Consider the following 17704-nt stretch of genomic DNA (forward strand, 5'->3'; position numbering starts at 1 on the left):
GAAGGTTTGGTTAGCTCAAGCGCCATACCTGATAAAATATCAAACGTTCATCAGTTAGATACAGTTAAGAGCAGAAGCGCTGCTCTGGAGCTTCCGGAAAGAAATGTCGCAAGTTAAGCAAAGTATGGCATTAGGCATAACGTTTGCCCTGATCACCGCCGTGTTATGGGGTGTGGTGCCTATCGCGATGAAACAAGTTCTTCCGGTGATGACGCCTTATACGTTGGTATGGTATCGCTTTCTAATTTCAGCTCTTGGATTAGGCTTAATATTAGTGATGCAGCGTAAGTTGCCTCGTTTAGGTCTATTTCGGCGGCCTCGTTGGTTGATATTGCTGCTTGTTGCTGCGGTAGGACTGGCGGCTAACTTTGTTTTTTTTAGCTCGGCCTTACAGTATCTGAGTCCAACGGCTTCGCAGGTCATAGGGCAACTTTCCCCGGTGGGAATGTTGTTTGCCAGCGTACTTATTCTTAAAGAGAATATGCGGGTCACTCAAATTATCGGTGCCGTGATGCTGATTGTGGGCTTAATACTGTTTTTTAATACGAACCTGATCGAGATTTTTACTCGCCTGACGGATTACACCCGAGGTGTTTTATTAGGCGTATGTGCATCTCTGGTTTGGGTGAGTTATGGCGTAGCGCAGAAGGTATTGCAGCGTAGGCTCTCAGCCTCTCAAATCCTGTTTTTACTCTATGTGTTGAGCACTATTTTTGTGACTCCGTTGGCGGATCCGTCGGAGGTTTATCAACTGAATAGCTGGCAACTTGCCTGTTTAGCCTTTTGTGGTTTAAACACGCTGGTTGCTTACGGTGCGCTGGGCGAAGCCATGGCGCGCTGGCAAGTGGCTCAGGTGAGCGCATTGATCACCCTGACACCGCTGTTTACTTTATTATTTTCTGATTTATTAGCGTTGATGTGGCCGGAGATGTTCTCCAGCACCGTGCTAAATATACTTGGATATAGCGGCGCATTCATTGTGGTAATGGGCGCCATGTTTTCCGCTGCGGGTCATCGATTATTTCCCCGGCGGTCAGAGAAAAACACCGGTTTACCCCTGAAATAATACATTTTTTATGCATCAGACATGCTAAGGCTTGTTGGCAGAAAAGTGTGTGGGTAAGCCAAACAGATAAATTACGGAGACAGTGAATGAAATTCGTTGATGAAGCCGTCATTCGCGTTGAAGCAGGCGATGGTGGTAATGGTTGTGTCAGTTTCCGCCGCGAAAAATATATTCCTAAAGGCGGGCCGGACGGCGGCGACGGCGGCGACGGCGGCGACGTTTTCATGATTGCTGATGAAAACCTGAACACACTGATTGACTATCGTTTTGAAAAATCATTCCGTGCCGAACGCGGGCAAAATGGTCAAAGCAAAGCTTGTACTGGTCGTAGAGGTTCTGATATCACCATTAAGGTGCCTGTCGGTACACGTATTCTGGATCAGGGAACGGGTGAAGTATTAGGTGATTTAACGCGTCATGGGCAAAAATTGATGGTAGCCAAAGGTGGTTTCCACGGTTTGGGCAACCTGCGCTTTAAATCTTCGGTTAACCGTACTCCACGTCAAAAAACCAGTGGTACACCCGGTGATAAGCGCGAACTGTTACTGGAGCTACTGCTGTTAGCTGACGTAGGTATGTTAGGGCTACCGAATGCCGGTAAATCGACGTTTATTCGTGCGGTTTCAGCTGCCAAGCCTAAAGTCGCTGATTATCCATTTACCACACTGGTACCTAGTTTGGGCGTAGTGCGTATGGACAGCGAACAGAGCTTTGTTGTAGCGGATATTCCCGGTTTGATTGAAGGTGCTTCTGATGGTGCTGGCTTAGGAATTCGCTTCCTTAAGCACCTTGAGCGCTGTCGGGTATTGTTACACCTGATCGATATTGCACCAATTGATGAGTCAGATCCGGTAGAAAATGCTCACGTTATTGTGAATGAACTGAATCAATACAGTGAAAATCTGGCGGATAAGCCTCGTTGGCTAGTGTTCAATAAAGTGGATCTGGTTGACGAAGAAGAAGCACAGCAAAGAGCAAAAACCATTGCCGATGCATTAGGCTGGGAAGGTAAATATTATCTGATCTCTGCTGCGAATCGTGAAGGCACTACAGCACTTTGCTGGGATGTCATGTCATTCCTGAACGCGCACCCTAAAACGATGGCGATTGAAGAGAAATCTCCAGAAAAAGTCGAATTCATGTGGGATGACTATCATCGTACTCAATTGGAAGAACCAGAACCACATGTTGATGAGGAAGACTGGGATGACGACGATTGGGACGAAGAAGATGATGATGGTGTTGAAATCGTCTATGAGCGTTGATTAGGCCCATACCAAAACCATAAAAGGCTACCTGATACGGTAGCCTTTTTTACATCTGAACTAAAATTGTCTATGGTTTAAACAGCTATTTGCTAAATCGATTCTATGATTTGGCCGTACCTTTATAAATCGGGGAATCGAAACACCATGAAGAAAGCGACCTTATTACAGTTTTTCCACTGGTATTATCCGGATGGCGGCAAATTGTGGCCAGAAGCTACGCAGCGAGCACCAGAGCTGGCGGAGATGGGCATTACCGCCGTATGGTTGCCACCACCTTATAAGGGCGCTTCTGGTGGTTACTCGGTTGGTTATGACAGTTATGACCTGTTCGACTTAGGTGAGTTTGAACAAAAGGGCAGCCGGGCAACCAAATATGGCGATAAAGAAGGGCTACTTAAAGCAGTTAATACGCTGAAAGAAAATGGTCTGGAAGTGTATCTGGATGTGGTGCTAAACCATAAAATCGGGGCTGATGAAACTGAACTGATAAAAGTTTCCCGGGTTGATCCTGACGATCGAAATATTATCTCTGATGAAGTTATTGAGGCGAAGGCCTATACCCGTTTTACATTTCCTGGTAGAAAAAATACTTATTCAGAATACGTATGGGACTACCACAGTTTTAACGGTGTGGATTATCTTGATGAACCCAGAGAAGAAGGGATCTTCAAAATTGTTAATGATTACACTGACGATGGATGGGTTGATGAAGTCGACAGTGAAAATGGGAATTATGACTATCTGATGGGGGCCAATATTGAGTTCCGTAATCCAGCGGTAATGGAGGAGCTTAAACGCTGGGTTACCTGGTTGATGGAAACGGTTCCCAGCGATGGTTTTCGGTTGGATGCAGTTAAACATATCCCGGCATGGTTTTTTAAGCAGTGGCTCGATCATGCGCGTGGTACGGTTCAGCGCGATTTATTTACCGTGGCGGAGTACTGGTCTCACGATCTGGCGATATTACAGAATTATCTGGAATTGGTTGACGATAAACTGATGTTGTTCGATGCCCCATTACATCTCAATTTTCATCATGCATCACAACAAGGTAAAGAGTTCGATCTCAGTAAGATCTTTGTTGAGACGTTAACTGAAGCTGATGCGGAACATTCAGTTACTTTGGTTGCTAATCATGATACCCAGCCTTTACAAGCGTTAGAAACGCCGGTTGATCCATGGTTTAAACCATTAGCCTATTCATTAATTTTACTGCGAGAGCAGGGTGTTCCCTGTATTTTCTATCCCGATCTGTTTGGTGCCAGCTACCGTGATAAGGGGCATGATGGAAAAATGTGCCGGGTTGATATGCCAGCCATCCGTGAGCTTCCTCTGCTAATTGGTGCCCGTCAACGCTTTGCTAATGGTCAGCAGACTGATTATTTTGACTCTCCAAACTGTATTGCATTTGTTCGGGAAGGAACGGCGGAAGAACCGGGTTGTGTCGTCGTGTTGTCGAATGATGCAGAAAACAGCAAGTTAATCGAACTGGGTGAGGGATTAGCCAATAAACAATATCGTGATTATCTCGGTATTCGTCAGGATACCGTGATAACGGATGAGCAGGGAAAGGGAACCTTTCCGGTTAATGCCAGCAGTGTTAGCGTTTGGGTGTTAGAAGAGTTTCTGGAATAAAACTGAAGAAACCCATCTGCTTGTGTATCAAGCAGATGGGTTAGTATTATCAACGAATCAGTTAATTGCTGTTGTACAGATCCCGGTATAGCGTACTTTCAAAGTTTGCCAGCGTGGCTTTACGGCCAGAGCGATCTTGTGGTGACACGGCATAGCTGGAAAGGAATTGAACAAACGCCACTCTCTCTCCGCTGGCGGTCGTCATAAATCCGGCCAGATTATATACGCCCTGTAATGCGCCTGTTTTAGCAGAAACTTTACCTTCCAAACCTGCATCTTTAAAACCGCTGCGCGCGCGCAGTGTTCCATCCTGACCGGCGGTAGGTAACATAGAGATAAAATCCAGCTGGCTATCGTTGCGGGCAATGTACTGCAAAATTTGCATCATAGTGTCTGCAGAAATCAGGTTATGGCGTGATAAACCAGAGCCATCCGCAATCACCGTGTTGCCAATATCAATGCCAGCTTGTTGACGCAATATCAAACGAACGGCGCTGGAGCCTGAACGCCAGGTTCCCGGTAAGTCGTATTGTTTATTACCCATTGTGCGGAAAACGGTATCAGCAATCATATTGTCTGAACTTTTCAACATTACTTTTAACAGGTCATGCAGAGGGGCAGACTGATTTTGGACTAATACTTTACCTGAGCCAGTGCGAGTGGTTTGATAGCGAATCGCATTGCCAATTTGAATACCTGCCTGTCTCAGCTCATTTTTCACGATTTGAGCCGCATACGCATTACCATCCTGAACGGCGAATGACAGCGTTATCGGCTTATCCTGCTGGGTCAGGCAGCCAGTCAGGGTATAGCGCAAGTTCTCACCAGCAGTCACGTCAAACTCGCAAAAGCGAGCATTTGGGGAGTTTCTTGAATAAGAACGCACCTGACTACTGACCTGTACCGGGAAGTAAGATGCCACCTGCACCGTAGCTGTACCACCTTCCTGTTTGGAGGTTTGTAATGCTACGGAGAAGCAGTTTTTATCAATAATCGCAGCTGATGGCGGTGCGCTGAAACACTGGGTCATATCATTCCATGACCATCCGGGCGCTTTGTCATGACTGGCAAATACAGAAGTATCAATGACCAGACTACCTGATACCTGACGGATCCCTTGCTGTTTTAGCGATTGAATCATCGAGCGTACTTGCTGGCTTTTCAGGGTAGGATCGCCACTAAAACGAACAATTAAATCACCATTTAATACGCCATTATTGACAGAACCAGAGCCTTCAATCGTGGTTGTAAAACGATAATCGGCGCCCAACTGTAACAGAGCCGCCAGCGCAGTAACGACTTTTTGTGTACTGGCCGGTAAGGTTAGCTGTTTGTCCTGATAATCGATAGACGGTGTTGATGCCCCAACTTTCTGTACCATTAATGAAAGATTGGCACCTTCAGGTAATAATTGAGTGTACTGTTCTATTTGAGTGGCTTGTGCACCAGTAATAACCAGTGAACAGGCAATTCCGCTGAAAACTTTCAATAAGCGCATAGTGAAAAATGACCTGCTTTTCTGCATGAAAAAATGATTACCCAACGCCGTTTGATATCAATAAATCAGTAATACGCTCAGGGCAAACGTCTGTTTAATGGGTAGTGTATCATCATTTGAGCGGCTAATTTATACCCTTGTTGTTATCGCTGGTTTATCGATGGCCAGAGGTGAAATAAAAGTAAACGATGACCCCAATGCAACTCTAAGGTAAAATAGTATTTATCTATGACATCTCGTTTGGTCTGGCGAAGTTATACCGGACCGGGCGCTTTTTGCTTATAAAAGCAGTGGGAGTCACCGACTGCTATAGGTTGATTATTATATAAATCACTGATTATTTGAGAGTGACAAGTGATTTGAGAGGGATATAAGAGTATGCGACAAATTCCAATGACGTTACTGGGTGCAGAAAGACTGCGCGAAGAGCTCGAATACTTAAAAGGTGTACGTCGACCAAAAATTATTGCCGATATCGCTGAGGCAAGGGCCCACGGTGACCTGAAAGAGAATGCTGAATATCATGCCGCGCGTGAGCAGCAAGGTTTCTGTGAAGGGCGAATTCAGGAAATTGAAGCTAAACTGTCTAATGCACAAGTCATTGATATTACCAAGATGCCTTATACCGGCCGGGTAATTTTTGGTGCGACGGTTAAAGTGATGAATCTGGAAACAGAAGAAGAAGTTGTCTACCGTATCGTGGGTGATGATGAAGCAGATTTTAAACAAAATCTGATCTCAATTAACTCCCCGATGGCCCGTGGTCTGATTGGTAAAGAAGCCGATGATGTGGTAGTGATTAAAGCACCCGGTGGTGATATTGAGTTTGAAATTCTGAACGTCGAATATCTTTAGCCATCAACCCAATTTATGCAGGTTGTTATTTGACCGAGTGTAAAGAAATGAAAAAAGGCGACAATTATCACCTTTTTTCATCAAACTTAACGTGGCAGGCTGATTTTTTTGTCTTTACTGGCTCGATAGAGCACTAAAACACTACCAATCACCTGCACATTGTTAGCGCCAGTTTCACGAGCGATCGCGTCTGCAATCAATTGTTTAGTTTCACGATCTTCTGTTGATATCTTTACTTTGATGAGTTCATGATGCTCTAAAGCATGCTCAACTTCGGCGAGAACGCCTTCAGTGAGACCGCTTGCACCTACCATGACAACCGGCTTTAATGGGTGCGCTAAGCCTTTAAGGTGCTGTTTTTGCTTGTTAGATAGATTCATTTTTCTTTACGTCAGTTTGGGGTTGGGGGTTGAAAACGGTGTATTCTACCGCCATCTGATAGTTATCACCAAGGTTTGGTGTAAAACCTGATATTAAGTTATGGTTGGAATACCACATGGGTAATAAAAAGCGTTCGGCCAGTTCAACGCGCTGGTTACAAGAACACTTTAACGACAAATATGTACAACAGGCGCAGAAAAAGGGGCTACGTTCCCGCGCATGGTTTAAACTAGATGAAATACAGCAAGCAGACAAACTGTTTAAACCGGGTATGACGGTCGTTGATTTAGGAGCAGCTCCCGGTGGCTGGTCGCAATATGTTGTGACACAGATTGGTAACATAGGTAGAGTAATTGCGTGTGATATTTTACCAATGGATCCAATTGCCGGAGTCGATTTCCTTCAGGGCGACTTTCGTGATGAGATGGTGCTAAAGGCTTTGCTTGAGCGCGTGGGTGACAGTAAAGTTCAGGTAGTTATGTCTGATATGGCGCCAAATATGAGCGGTACTCCTGCCGTTGATATTCCCCGGGCGATGTATCTGGTTGAATTGGCGTTAGACATGTGTAAAGACGTGCTGGCGCCAGGTGGAAGTTTTGTGGTTAAGGTCTTTCAGGGGGATGGATTTGATGAGTATTTACGAGAAATCCGGGCCCTGTTTAAAACAGTGAAGATCCGTAAGCCCGATGCTTCACGGTCTCGTTCACGTGAAGTATACATTGTAGCGACTGGGCGCAAACTATAGTACCCTAACGCGTATTGTTAACACCATTGTAATATGAGGTTAATTCCTTGAGTGATATGGCAAAGAACCTAATTCTCTGGTTAGTCATCGCCGTCGTGCTGATGACCGTATTTCAGAGCTTCGGGCCTAGTGAGTCGGGTGGACGCCGAATTGATTATTCGACGTTCATGACGCAGGTTAGTAATAATCAGGTCAGCGAAGCTCGGATAAGTGGACGTGAAATTCAGTATAAAACGCAGCCAGATAACGCGTCTCATACAACATACATGCCAACAGAAGACCCTCTGCTGCTGAGTCTTCTGCTGAAAAATAATGTTAAAACCGTTGGTGAACCACCGGAGCAACCAGGATTCCTGCAACAGGTATTTATTTCCTGGTTCCCAATGTTGCTGTTGATTGGCGTATGGATCTTCTTTATGCGTCAAATGCAAGGCGGTGGTGGTAAAGGTGCGATGTCCTTTGGTAAGAGCAAGGCGCGCATGCTAACGGAAGAGCAAATTAAAACCACTTTCGCTGATGTTGCAGGTTGTGATGAAGCGAAAGAAGATGTCAGCGAGTTAGTGGAATTCCTGAGAGATCCGAGCCGTTTCCAGAAACTGGGTGGTAAGATTCCAAAAGGTATTTTGATGGTAGGTCCTCCGGGTACCGGTAAAACCTTATTGGCAAAAGCAATTGCCGGTGAGGCGAAAGTGCCATTCTTTACTATCTCGGGTTCTGACTTCGTAGAAATGTTTGTGGGTGTGGGTGCTTCTCGTGTTCGTGATATGTTCGAACAAGCGAAGAAAGCTGCACCTTGTATTATCTTCATCGATGAGATCGATGCGGTAGGTCGTCAGCGTGGCGCTGGTTTAGGTGGTGGTCACGACGAACGTGAACAAACGCTGAACCAAATGCTGGTTGAGATGGATGGTTTTGAAGGCAACGAAGGCGTTATCGTCATTGCTGCAACTAACCGTCCGGACGTTCTGGACCCTGCGTTACTGCGTCCGGGCCGTTTTGACCGCCAGGTTGTTGTTGGTCTGCCAGACGTTCGTGGTCGTGCACAAATTCTGAAGGTGCATATGCGTCGAGTACCAGTATCTCCGGATGTGGATGAGTCTGTGATTGCTCGCGGTACTCCAGGTTTCTCTGGTGCAGATTTGGCTAACCTGGTTAACGAAGCTGCTTTGTTCGCTGCACGTACTAATAAACGTGTGGTATCGATGGTTGAGTTTGAAAAAGCCAAAGATAAGATCATGATGGGTGCTGAACGTCGTTCTTTAGTAATGACCGAAGAGCAGAAAGAGTCTACGGCATACCATGAAGCAGGACATGCGATTATTGGTCGCTTAGTACCGGAACACGATCCTGTGCATAAAGTTACCATTATCCCTCGCGGTCGTGCGCTGGGTGTGACTTTCTTCTTACCGGAAGGCGATGCTATCAGTGAAAACCGTCAGAAGCTGGAAAGCCGTATATCAACGCTGTATGGCGGTCGTTTAGCTGAAGAGTTGATTTATGGACCGGCAAAAGTGTCTACCGGTGCTTCTAACGATATTAAAGTTGCTACCTCTATCGCCCGTAACATGGTGACTCAGTGGGGCTTCTCTGAAAAATTAGGGCCGCTGTTGTATGCAGAAGAAGAGGGCGAGGTTTTCTTAGGACGTTCAGTATCGAAAACCAAACATATGTCTGATGAAACTGCACGTATTATCGACCAGGAAGTTAAGCTGCTGATTGAACGTAACTATCAGCGTGCCAGAGAAATCCTGGAAGCCAATATGGACATCATGCATGCGATGAAAGATGCGCTGATGAAGTATGAAACCATTGATGCACCACAAATCGATGATTTGATGGCTCGTCGTGAAGTTCGTGCGCCAGCGGGTTGGGATGATGCGCAAAGTGGTGGAACTAAACCACCAGCCAGCAATACTCAACCTCCGGTAACGCCAGAAGAGAAACCTGCATCACCGGAATTCAGCAAGACTGATGAACCAAGTGACAAACCAGCGGTTTAATCTGCGTAAATGAATAATAACGGCTCCCAAACGGGAGCCGTTTTTTTATCTCTAAAATATTAATCCGGGATGTAACATCCCTTTTGATGTGTGCTATTGTCAGGTGCTTTCGCAGTGGTCTAAACACACCTTTGGCTGCCACGGTGCTATTCAAGGGATGATTTTGATTTTAAGGAGTGAAATTATAACAATGAAGATGTTTCGATTAATGGTAGCTGTATTACTGACTGGCTGTGGTCTTTTAAGTACAGCTCAGGCTGTTGAACGTATTCCGGGCACCTCTGTCTCTATTGAACCACCTGCTGGTTTTTCATTATCCAAACAGTTTACCGGATATATGAATGAGGCAGCAGGCGCATCGATTATGGTTAACGAGATGCCAGCTCCTTTGGAAGAGATTAAGCACGCATTTATCCCCGATTTGATGAAAACAGAAGGCGTTCGCCTGCTGGGAACTGAAGAAGCCGTTAGCCACCAACATAAGGTCTGGTTATATAAAATTGGCCAAACCGCAAATAATCAACAGTTCAATAAGTGGATATTACTTCAGGGCGACAGTAAGCGCTCACTGATGTTAGTAGGTACTTATCCTGCAACTGAAGAAGCTAAGCTGGGTGATGCAATTAAACGTTCACTCATCAGCATGGAGCTTGCTCAGGGAGAAGAAGGCAAACTGAATCTGGATGCGCTGGGCTACTCTATACAGGAATCCGATAATCTTAAGATTGTTCGCCGGGTTAATAATATGCTGATATTAAGCCTGCCTGGCGATGCGGCTCCCGCTCCGGCAGCTGCTGGGGTTCAACCAATGATGGTTATCGCTTCATCATACAGCAAGGTGGCTATTGGCGATCTGGTCGCATTCAGCGAAAAGCATATGATGAATACGGCCTCTTTAATCGAAATTGAGGTGCAGAAAGAGAGCATTAAGTCCGTAGATATAAACGGTCAGCATGGTGTTGAGCTATTGGCTAATGCAGAAAATGCAAAAAATCATGAGCCGATGAAGGTCTATCAGCTAATTGTGGAATCTAATGGCACTTATTATGTGATTAAGGGGTTGGTTAAAGCCGAACAAAGTGAACAATATCTGCCTGAGTTCAGAAAGATTGCTGAGAGCCTAAAAATTACCGGTTAGTTATTTTCATTTCTTAAGGCAGGGAATTTGAGCTGAATGTTCATCCCTGCCTCTGTTTTGGTATATTCTGATAGCCTTATTAAATTTGTAAGTATCTGCTCACTTATCTTTGAGTAGGTATCCGCACGATAGTCATGTTTTAACCAGTCTTAAGGAATTCATCATGAAGTTAGAAAGTAGGGGATTAACGTTAGATCTCAATTACCCTCAGGTAATGGGAATTCTTAACGTAACGCCTGACTCCTTTTCTGACGGAGGTCGTTACCGCCAGATAGAAAATGCCCTGCGCCATGCCAATGAGATGATTCAGGCCGGGGCAACCATTATTGATATTGGTGGTGAGTCGACCCGCCCTGGTGCAGACGAAGTTCCAACGGATGAAGAACTTGAGCGGGTTATTCCGGTTGCGGAAGCCATCGCAAAAAATTTTGAAGTATGGGTATCTGTAGATACTTATAAGCCCGAAGTTATGAGAGAATCTCATCGGGTTGGTGTTCATCTGATTAATGATATCCGGGCGCTACAAGAACCGGGTGCGTTAGAAGTCGCAATAGAATCCGGACTGCCCGTATGCCTGATGCATATGCAGGGTATGCCCAGAACCATGCAACATGAACCACAATATACCGATGTAGTGTCTGAAGTTGATGACTTCTTTACTGAGCACATTACCCGCTGCGTTAATGCCGGTATGGACAGAGAGAAGATTTTGCTCGATCCGGGATTCGGTTTTGGCAAGAATTTGAGGCACAATTACCAGTTATTAGCCCATCTGTCAGATTTCCACCATTTTAACCTTCCACTGTTGGTTGGAATGTCGAGAAAGTCGATGGTTGGGCAATTATTAAATGTTCCTCCCGATCAGCGGGTTATTGGCAGCATAGCCTGTGCAACAATCGCCGCGATGCAGGGGGCACAAATTATTCGTGTTCACGACGTAAAAGAAACCGCTGAAGCAATGCGAATTGTTGAAGCAACACTTTCTGCTAAGGAATAGAGATAACATGAGCGGCGATCGTAAGTATTTTGGTACAGATGGTATTCGGGGAAAGGTGGGCGATCATCCAATCACGCCTGAGTTTGTGCTTAAGCTTGGTTGGGCAGCTGGTAAAGTTTTAGCCCGTCACGGTTCACGTAAAATCATTATCGGTAAAGATACACGCATTTCTGGCTATATGTTGGAGTCTGCTCTGGAGGCCGGTTTGGCTGCTGCGGGGCTTTCTGCTTCATTTACCGGTCCAATGCCAACACCGGCAGTTGCTTATCTAACCCGCACCTTCCGTGCGGAAGCGGGCATTGTTATCTCTGCTTCTCATAACCCTTATTACGATAACGGTATTAAGTTCTTCTCGATTGACGGTACAAAACTGCCGGATGAAGTTGAAGAAGCCATTGAAGCGGAAATGGAAAAACCACTGACTTGTGTTGAGTCAGCTGAGCTGGGTAAAGCCAGTCGCATCAATGATGCTGCGGGTCGTTACATTGAGTTCTGCAAAGGCGGATTCCCAAGCGAGCTTAGTCTGAGTGAATTAAAGATCGTAGTCGATTGCGCAAATGGTGCAACTTATCATATCGCACCAAGCGTACTGCGTGAGTTGGGCGCTAATGTTATTACTATCGGTTGCGATCCTGATGGTATGAACATTAATGAAAAATGCGGTGCGACGGATGTTCGTTTGCTGCAAGAGCGTGTAGTAGCTGAAAAAGCGCATTTGGGTATTGCATTCGATGGTGATGGCGATCGGGTCATTATGGTTGACCATCAGGGCAATAAAGTCGATGGCGATCAGATAATGTATATCATTGCTCGTGAATCCTTACGTCAGGGGCAGCTTAAAGGCGGTGCCGTTGGTACGCTGATGAGCAACATTGGCCTGGAGTTGGCGCTAAAGCAACTGGGCATTCCATTTACCAGAGCGAAAGTGGGCGATCGCTACGTGCTGGAAAAAATGCTGGAGCTTGGTTGGACTATTGGTGCCGAAAACTCAGGCCATGTTATCCTGTTAGACAAAACAACAACCGGAGACGGTATTGTTGCAGCGTTACAGGTACTGGCTGCTATGGTCCGCAATCATATGTCACTGCATGATTTATGCAGTGGTATGAAACTATTACCTCAGGTTTTGGTTAACGTTCGTTTTGCTGGTCAACACGATCCGCTGGCTAATGAAACCGTGATGAACGTGACCGCTGAAGTAGAAAAAGAGCTGGAAGGCCGTGGTCGGGTACTGTTACGTAAATCAGGAACCGAACCACTTATTCGCGTGATGGTAGAAGGCGAGAACGACGAAGAGGTTCTGCGATTGGCTAACCGTATCGCGGATGCAGTAAAAGCCGCAGGCTAATTTGTTTTTAGATATTGAGTTGATACAAAGGGCGGAAATATTTCCGCCCTTTGTTTAACTATAAATAGGCCGCTGTAAGCAAGGACGCCACATACCCATGTATAAGCTAATCAATAAAGTACTCATCATTTTTTCAGGCTTAATCATTGTTGGATTAGTGCTTATATATGGATTGTATAGCGGTTATATCAGGTTCAATTATCCATCACTTACTGAGTATCCGATTCAGGGGATTGATGTATCCCATCATCAGAATGAAATTAACTGGCAACAGTTAGATAAAGAAAGAGTTCGCTTTGTTTTTATCAAAGCAACGGAAGGCAGTGACTTTAAAGATAACTCTTTTACCGCCAACTGGCGACATGCTGGCGAACAAGGATTTGTAGTAGGGGCCTATCATTTTTTTACCTTTTGCAGATCCGGGGAAGAACAGGCAATCAATTTTATTGAAACCGTACCAAAGGTAGCGAATATGCTACCTCCGGTCATTGATTTGGAATATGGCGGTAATTGCCAGTTAACCACCGGAAAAGAGCAAGTACTGGCGGAAATAGCCATACTTATTGAGAGACTTGAGGTTTTTTATCAGAAGAAGCCTATTTTGTACGTGACTCAAGAGTTCTTTGACGATTTTCTGGTAGGAAAATTTGAGCAGAATCCTCTTTGGATTAGAAACATATATCGTCGTCCGGCTTTGAAAGATCGGCGCCCCTGGATGTTCTGGCAATATGCGAACCGTGGGCGTTTAAGTGGAATTGAAACTGTTGTCGATCTCAACACGTTTAATGGGACTAAAGAAGAGTTTGAAACACTCATTAAGAATTGAGTTTAAATTGATTTACATCATTTATAATCATTGTAAGTAACTATTTCTCGATGGTAGAATCCTGCGCAACGGAATTACAGTAACTACCGCAGGATAGCAATGATGACAGCTCGCTTTTTGATTTCTCGTTCTTTTATAGCGATAGTCGCATTTATCCTCTCTCCTTTTTCTTATGCTTTAACCTCTTACAGCAGTTTAACCACAGAAGAAAACGCTATTTTCTCTGCAAATCTGGTGTTAACAGAGAATGCAAGCCACTCTATATTTCCACCTGATTATCGGGTCAAAAAACTGGAAGAAGTAACCCATCAAAATGGTGAATGGGTAAGCACCAGTTGGATTGATTATGATATTTCAGGCAACATGGCCGCCTTTGAACGACACGAAAAAAATCGACGCGGTGAGTCAGTGACCAAGATTTATAAGAATAAGGAAGGGCACTGGATAAAGTGCATCAAATGGTTGATGGATGGTAAGGAATCCGATGTAGGCAAGGTGATTATTCGTTATTTGAGCGATCGGCAAGGGCGAATTGTTCGCAGTGAATTAATGAACAGTGAGTGGATTCGTGAGTATGTCTATAATGACAATGCACAACTGAGTGAAGTGGTTGAAAAACAAAAGGCCAACTACGACAGCGGTAAAAAATATACGGTTAAAAAGTATTATTATAATTCTAAGGGATTTTTAGCCCGTCGGGACTTCAAGACCAGTCGAAATAATTTTGTTTCTACCTACTACTTTGATTACAACGATAAAGACATGTTACAACGCATTGTAGGTGAGGCTATTGCTTATTCGACGCAAAAGCGCAGGGCTGAAAAGTATTACACTTATTTCGACAGAAACTACAACTGGTTACAGGCAGAGTGGGGCACTGAGGATAACAAATTTATTCAGAATCGCACTATTGTTTACTACTAGGTATCAGAGTTATTGTTGCTGTTAGCGTATAGTCTAACGCTCAGAAAAGCTTGATACAGGCAGTGAGATGTTGTCATTTGAGGCCGTATGGCTTAACGAATCGATGCAAATATCCGATCTGGTGTTGTTTTTTTCTGCAAATACGCATTGACTGTGAAAATGCACTTGCACCTCTTTCTGGCTTTAGTTAGTATTCACACCCGCTCCGGTCGGGTATAATAAGTGTCATCATTCAACATGAATTACTCCGATAACGGGTTAAAGCTTTAGCACGGGATTATCCCGCAAGGATAAAGGCAAGAATATGTACGAAGCGCTTCTTATTGTTTTCCTGTTGGTAGCCATCGGTCTGATTGGCCTGATCATGCTGCAACAAGGTAAAGGTGCTGATATGGGTGCCTCTTTTGGTGCTGGTGCATCTGCGACTTTATTTGGTTCCGGCGGTTCAGGTAACTTCATGACCCGTACCACAGCAATTTTAGCTGCGCTGTTCTTTGTTATCAGCCTGGCGCTGGGTAACCTGAGCACACATCAGGACAAAAAAGTCGGCGAGTGGGATGACCTGAGCACTCCGGTAAAAACTGAGCCAGCTAAACCAGCTCCTCAGACCCCAAGCAGCGACATCCCTCGTTAAGGGATAAAGAGTAATAGATGACAGGATTACCCTGTCATCATGTAATGTAGTGCCGAGGTGGTGGAATTGGTAGACACGCTACCTTGAGGTGGTAGTGCCCGATTGGGCTTACGGGTTCAAGTCCCGTCCTCGGTACCAATATCAAATCAATAGACGTCAATGGACGTCTATTTTTTGTCTTAACCTCACGTTTTTACACCGTTTTTCTTCATTCCATACTCTCCCTACGTATACTTAATTCAACTGACATCAATTTGTCTATGAGGGTACATTTGCGGGTACATTCTTACCCCAAAAAACCTTGTACCCTCAATAACGATTTTAGAGGTATACATCATGGCCCTGACGGACATTAAAGTGCGGTCGGCAAAGCCTGAGGCAAAAGCGTATAAGCTTACTGATGGCGATGGCATGTTTCTTCTGGTTCATCCTAATGGATCCAAGTACTGGCGTTTACGTTATCGTTTTGGTGGTAAAGAAAAGACACTGGCTTTAGGCGTTTATCCTGAGGTTTCTTTAGCGGATGCTCGTCAGAAACGAGATGAAGCCAGAAAGCTGGTTGCTGTAGGTACAGACCCAAATGAGCATAAAAGAGCCGTAAAAGCTGAGTTAGAGGATGAAGCTAAGACTTTTGAAGCTGTAGCCAGAGCCTGGCACTCTGAGAACAAGAAATGGTCAGCTCTACATAGTGAGCGCATCTTGAAAGGGCTTGAAGAGCACCTTTTTCCCTCACTCGGTAATATCCACATTGCCGATCTCAAAACTAAAGACTTACTTGCACCGATAAAATTTGTTGAACGTTCTGGGTGTTTAGAAGTTGCTATGCGCTTAAAGCAACGAACAACAGCAATTATGACTTATGCTGTACAGAACGGGTTGATCGACTATAACCCAGCTCAGGATATGGCTGGCGCAATTATCTCAGGTAAGGTTACTCATAGGCCTGCTTTACCACTCGACCGTCTTCCTGAGCTTTTGGAGAGGATTGATAAGTATAAAGGGAGAGAGTTTACTAAATGGGCTATCAAGCTTTCCCTATTATTGTTTATCCGGTCCAGTGAACTCCGTTTTGCCCGCTGGCCTGAAATAGATTTTGATCGTGCTTTATGGACAATCCCTGCCGAGCGTGAGCCTCTCCCAGGCGTTAAGTTTTCAGAGCGAGGCTCGAAAATGCATACGCCACACCTTGTACCGCTTAGTCGTCAGGCACTGGAAATACTGAAGAAAATCCATGAAGTAAGTGGTCACTGTGAATTAGTCTTTATCGGCGATCATTCTGTTCATAAGCCGATGAGTGAAGGGACAGTAAATAAAGCACTGCAAAACATGGGTTACGATACAAAAACAGAAATCTGTGGGCATGGTTTCCGTACAATGGCTTGTAGTTCACTGATTGAATCGGGATTGTGGTCCAGGGATGCGGTAGAGCGGCAGATGAGCCATCAAGAGCGTAACGGGGTTCGTGCAGCTTATATTCATAAGGCTGAACATTTGGAGGAACGGCGATTGATGGTGCAATGGTGGGCGGATTTTTTGGATGTGAATCGAAAGAAAGAAACTAGTCCATTCGAATTCGCTAAATTGACCTGACTAACTAAACAGTAAATTTTATCTAAATCAAGAGGTGGCCTGTGCTGCCTTTTTTTTATTCATAACCAAATATACGAATAAGAAGCATTTATGAAATTGAAATCTACTCGACTAAAGAGAAAAGTTCCACACTTAACTATTACCTGTGATTTACCGATTTTTAAACCTTTTATTACGCTATTGGCCAACGTTATTGAACAACACCATAAGGTCTTTAGCATAACGCTCAATTACAGCAATCCGGACTATACGGCAAAATCGGGCGGTTACCGCCCTGTTGAGATTAGACTAGAAAGGAAACAGGATAATCGCTGGCATATTTGTTACGTCACTGAGTTTACCTATATACCAACACCATTTGGCCTCGAATCAACTTACGCCATTGATTTTGACTTTAGCCGGAGCATCGGTTACCAATTAGGTATGACTTCGGAACCTATTGCTGCCTACGGGCCGCTGTTCAGCCTCTGGCAACGTAACTTCTGTCGTTACCATTCATATGATACCTATCAGTGCAAAATCAGTATTGAGGAAGCATAAAGTACGTATAAACTTCTTTCATAATGCTCTATGAAAATGGCAGGTTGCATAACTAACCCATGTTCAGTAACTGAGCTTATTATCTTTTCTACAGCATTAGTTACTGACCATCATTTAATGCACCTAAGTCCGGTTAAAAGCACAATAATATCTTTTTTATTTATATAACACTTGGCTCTGCAAACTCCACTAACGCCAGAAGTTCGGTTATCACCAAAGTCGTGAACTACATCTAATATTTTCAATTTAAAATATCCTT

At 44.6% G+C, this 17704-nt stretch carries 16 protein-coding genes and 1 tRNA gene; 15 read left to right on the plus strand and 2 right to left on the minus strand.

Annotated elements, in window-relative coordinates; genetic code table 11:
- Window positions 1–103 precede the first annotated feature (103 nt).
- From EKN56_RS01875 to amyA, 3 genes are all read left to right on the plus strand, one after another.
- The gene (locus tag EKN56_RS01875) at window positions 104–1066 is read left to right on the plus strand and encodes a DMT family transporter (RefSeq protein ID WP_130590253.1); all 963 of its coding nucleotides are present in this window, start codon (window positions 104–106) and stop codon (window positions 1064–1066) included.
- 86 nt (window positions 1067–1152) lie between these two features.
- On the plus strand, window positions 1153–2331 hold the full coding sequence (cgtA, locus tag EKN56_RS01880) for an Obg family GTPase CgtA (protein WP_130590254.1): 1179 nt from the start codon (window positions 1153–1155) through the stop codon (window positions 2329–2331).
- A 147-nt stretch (window positions 2332–2478) separates the two neighbouring features.
- Entirely contained in the window at window positions 2479–3969 is a 1491-nt protein-coding gene (gene amyA / locus EKN56_RS01885) for an alpha-amylase (RefSeq protein ID WP_130590255.1), read from the plus strand.
- Between the two features lie 61 nt (window positions 3970–4030).
- On the opposite strand, the gene dacB is transcribed toward amyA, so the two are convergent.
- Window positions 4031–5467 carry a serine-type D-Ala-D-Ala carboxypeptidase gene (gene dacB, locus EKN56_RS01890; protein WP_130590256.1) on the minus strand — a complete coding sequence of 479 codons (1437 nt, stop codon included), beginning with the start codon at window positions 5465–5467 and terminating at the stop codon, window positions 4031–4033.
- 378 nt (window positions 5468–5845) lie between these two features.
- Between dacB and greA the strand changes: the two genes are divergently transcribed.
- Window positions 5846–6322 (plus strand): transcription elongation factor GreA, encoded by a 477-nt coding sequence (greA, locus tag EKN56_RS01895; RefSeq protein ID WP_130590257.1) that lies wholly within the window; start codon window positions 5846–5848, stop codon window positions 6320–6322.
- Window positions 6323–6408: 86 nt separating this feature from the next.
- Here greA and yhbY read toward each other — a convergent pair whose 3' ends face one another.
- Entirely contained in the window at window positions 6409–6702 is a 294-nt protein-coding gene (gene yhbY / locus EKN56_RS01900) for a ribosome assembly RNA-binding protein YhbY (RefSeq protein WP_130590258.1), read from the minus strand.
- A 116-nt stretch (window positions 6703–6818) separates the two neighbouring features.
- Between yhbY and rlmE the strand changes: the two genes are divergently transcribed.
- The 11 genes from rlmE to EKN56_RS01955 all read left to right on the plus strand — a co-directional run bounded on the left by rlmE (window position 6819) and on the right by EKN56_RS01955 (window position 17445).
- A complete protein-coding gene (gene rlmE, locus EKN56_RS01905) occupies window positions 6819–7448 on the plus strand; it encodes a 23S rRNA (uridine(2552)-2'-O)-methyltransferase RlmE (RefSeq protein WP_130590259.1) in 630 nt (209 codons plus the stop codon).
- Between the two features lie 47 nt (window positions 7449–7495).
- Window positions 7496–9448: an ATP-dependent zinc metalloprotease FtsH gene (ftsH, locus tag EKN56_RS01910; RefSeq protein WP_168189577.1), complete on the plus strand. Its 1953-nt coding sequence runs from the start codon at window positions 7496–7498 to the stop codon at window positions 9446–9448.
- Window positions 9449–9638: 190 nt separating this feature from the next.
- Window positions 9639–10586, plus strand: a complete 948-nt coding sequence (locus EKN56_RS01915) for a hypothetical protein (protein ID WP_130590261.1) — start codon at window positions 9639–9641, stop codon at window positions 10584–10586.
- Window positions 10587–10749: 163 nt separating this feature from the next.
- Entirely contained in the window at window positions 10750–11583 is an 834-nt protein-coding gene (gene folP / locus EKN56_RS01920; protein WP_130590262.1) for a dihydropteroate synthase, read from the plus strand.
- Window positions 11584–11590: 7 nt separating this feature from the next.
- A complete protein-coding gene (glmM, locus tag EKN56_RS01925; protein ID WP_130590263.1) occupies window positions 11591–12931 on the plus strand; it encodes a phosphoglucosamine mutase in 1341 nt (446 codons plus the stop codon).
- A gap of 97 nt (window positions 12932–13028) precedes the next feature.
- The gene (locus EKN56_RS01930) at window positions 13029–13757 is read left to right on the plus strand and encodes a glycoside hydrolase family 25 protein (protein ID WP_210405324.1); all 729 of its coding nucleotides are present in this window, start codon (window positions 13029–13031) and stop codon (window positions 13755–13757) included.
- Between the two features lie 99 nt (window positions 13758–13856).
- Entirely contained in the window at window positions 13857–14681 is an 825-nt protein-coding gene (locus EKN56_RS01935) for a hypothetical protein (RefSeq protein ID WP_130590264.1), read from the plus strand.
- Window positions 14682–14985: 304 nt separating this feature from the next.
- The gene (gene secG, locus EKN56_RS01940; RefSeq protein WP_130590265.1) at window positions 14986–15315 is read left to right on the plus strand and encodes a preprotein translocase subunit SecG; all 330 of its coding nucleotides are present in this window, start codon (window positions 14986–14988) and stop codon (window positions 15313–15315) included.
- Window positions 15316–15366: 51 nt separating this feature from the next.
- A tRNA-Leu gene (locus tag EKN56_RS01945) sits at window positions 15367–15453 on the plus strand.
- Window positions 15454–15651: 198 nt separating this feature from the next.
- A complete protein-coding gene (locus EKN56_RS01950) occupies window positions 15652–16905 on the plus strand; it encodes a tyrosine-type recombinase/integrase (RefSeq protein WP_130590266.1) in 1254 nt (417 codons plus the stop codon).
- Window positions 16906–16995: 90 nt separating this feature from the next.
- A complete protein-coding gene (locus tag EKN56_RS01955) occupies window positions 16996–17445 on the plus strand; it encodes a DUF2787 family protein (protein WP_130590267.1) in 450 nt (149 codons plus the stop codon).
- Window positions 17446–17704 lie beyond the last annotated feature (259 nt).

Origin of the sequence: Limnobaculum zhutongyuii (assembly GCF_004295645.1) — a bacterium.
GTDB lineage: Bacteria > Pseudomonadota > Gammaproteobacteria > Enterobacterales > Enterobacteriaceae > Limnobaculum > Limnobaculum zhutongyuii.

Coding starts and splice junctions, on each gene's coding strand:
- EKN56_RS01875 (WP_130590253.1), top strand. CDS start 104: ATGTCGCAAGTTAAGCAAAGTATGGCATTAGGCATAACGTTTGCCCTG.
- EKN56_RS01930 (WP_210405324.1), top strand. CDS start 13,029: ATGTATAAGCTAATCAATAAAGTACTCATCATTTTTTCAGGCTTAATC.
- EKN56_RS01950 (WP_130590266.1), top strand. CDS start 15,652: ATGGCCCTGACGGACATTAAAGTGCGGTCGGCAAAGCCTGAGGCAAAA.
- folP (WP_130590262.1), top strand. CDS start 10,750: ATGAAGTTAGAAAGTAGGGGATTAACGTTAGATCTCAATTACCCTCAG.
- glmM (WP_130590263.1), top strand. CDS start 11,591: ATGAGCGGCGATCGTAAGTATTTTGGTACAGATGGTATTCGGGGAAAG.
- secG (WP_130590265.1), top strand. CDS start 14,986: ATGTACGAAGCGCTTCTTATTGTTTTCCTGTTGGTAGCCATCGGTCTG.
- greA (WP_130590257.1), top strand. CDS start 5,846: ATGCGACAAATTCCAATGACGTTACTGGGTGCAGAAAGACTGCGCGAA.
- yhbY (WP_130590258.1), bottom strand. CDS start 6,702: ATGAATCTATCTAACAAGCAAAAACAGCACCTTAAAGGCTTAGCGCAC.
- dacB (WP_130590256.1), bottom strand. CDS start 5,467: ATGCGCTTATTGAAAGTTTTCAGCGGAATTGCCTGTTCACTGGTTATT.
- EKN56_RS01935 (WP_130590264.1), top strand. CDS start 13,857: ATGATGACAGCTCGCTTTTTGATTTCTCGTTCTTTTATAGCGATAGTC.
- rlmE (WP_130590259.1), top strand. CDS start 6,819: ATGGGTAATAAAAAGCGTTCGGCCAGTTCAACGCGCTGGTTACAAGAA.
- cgtA (WP_130590254.1), top strand. CDS start 1,153: ATGAAATTCGTTGATGAAGCCGTCATTCGCGTTGAAGCAGGCGATGGT.
- EKN56_RS01955 (WP_130590267.1), top strand. CDS start 16,996: ATGAAATTGAAATCTACTCGACTAAAGAGAAAAGTTCCACACTTAACT.
- amyA (WP_130590255.1), top strand. CDS start 2,479: ATGAAGAAAGCGACCTTATTACAGTTTTTCCACTGGTATTATCCGGAT.
- EKN56_RS01915 (WP_130590261.1), top strand. CDS start 9,639: ATGAAGATGTTTCGATTAATGGTAGCTGTATTACTGACTGGCTGTGGT.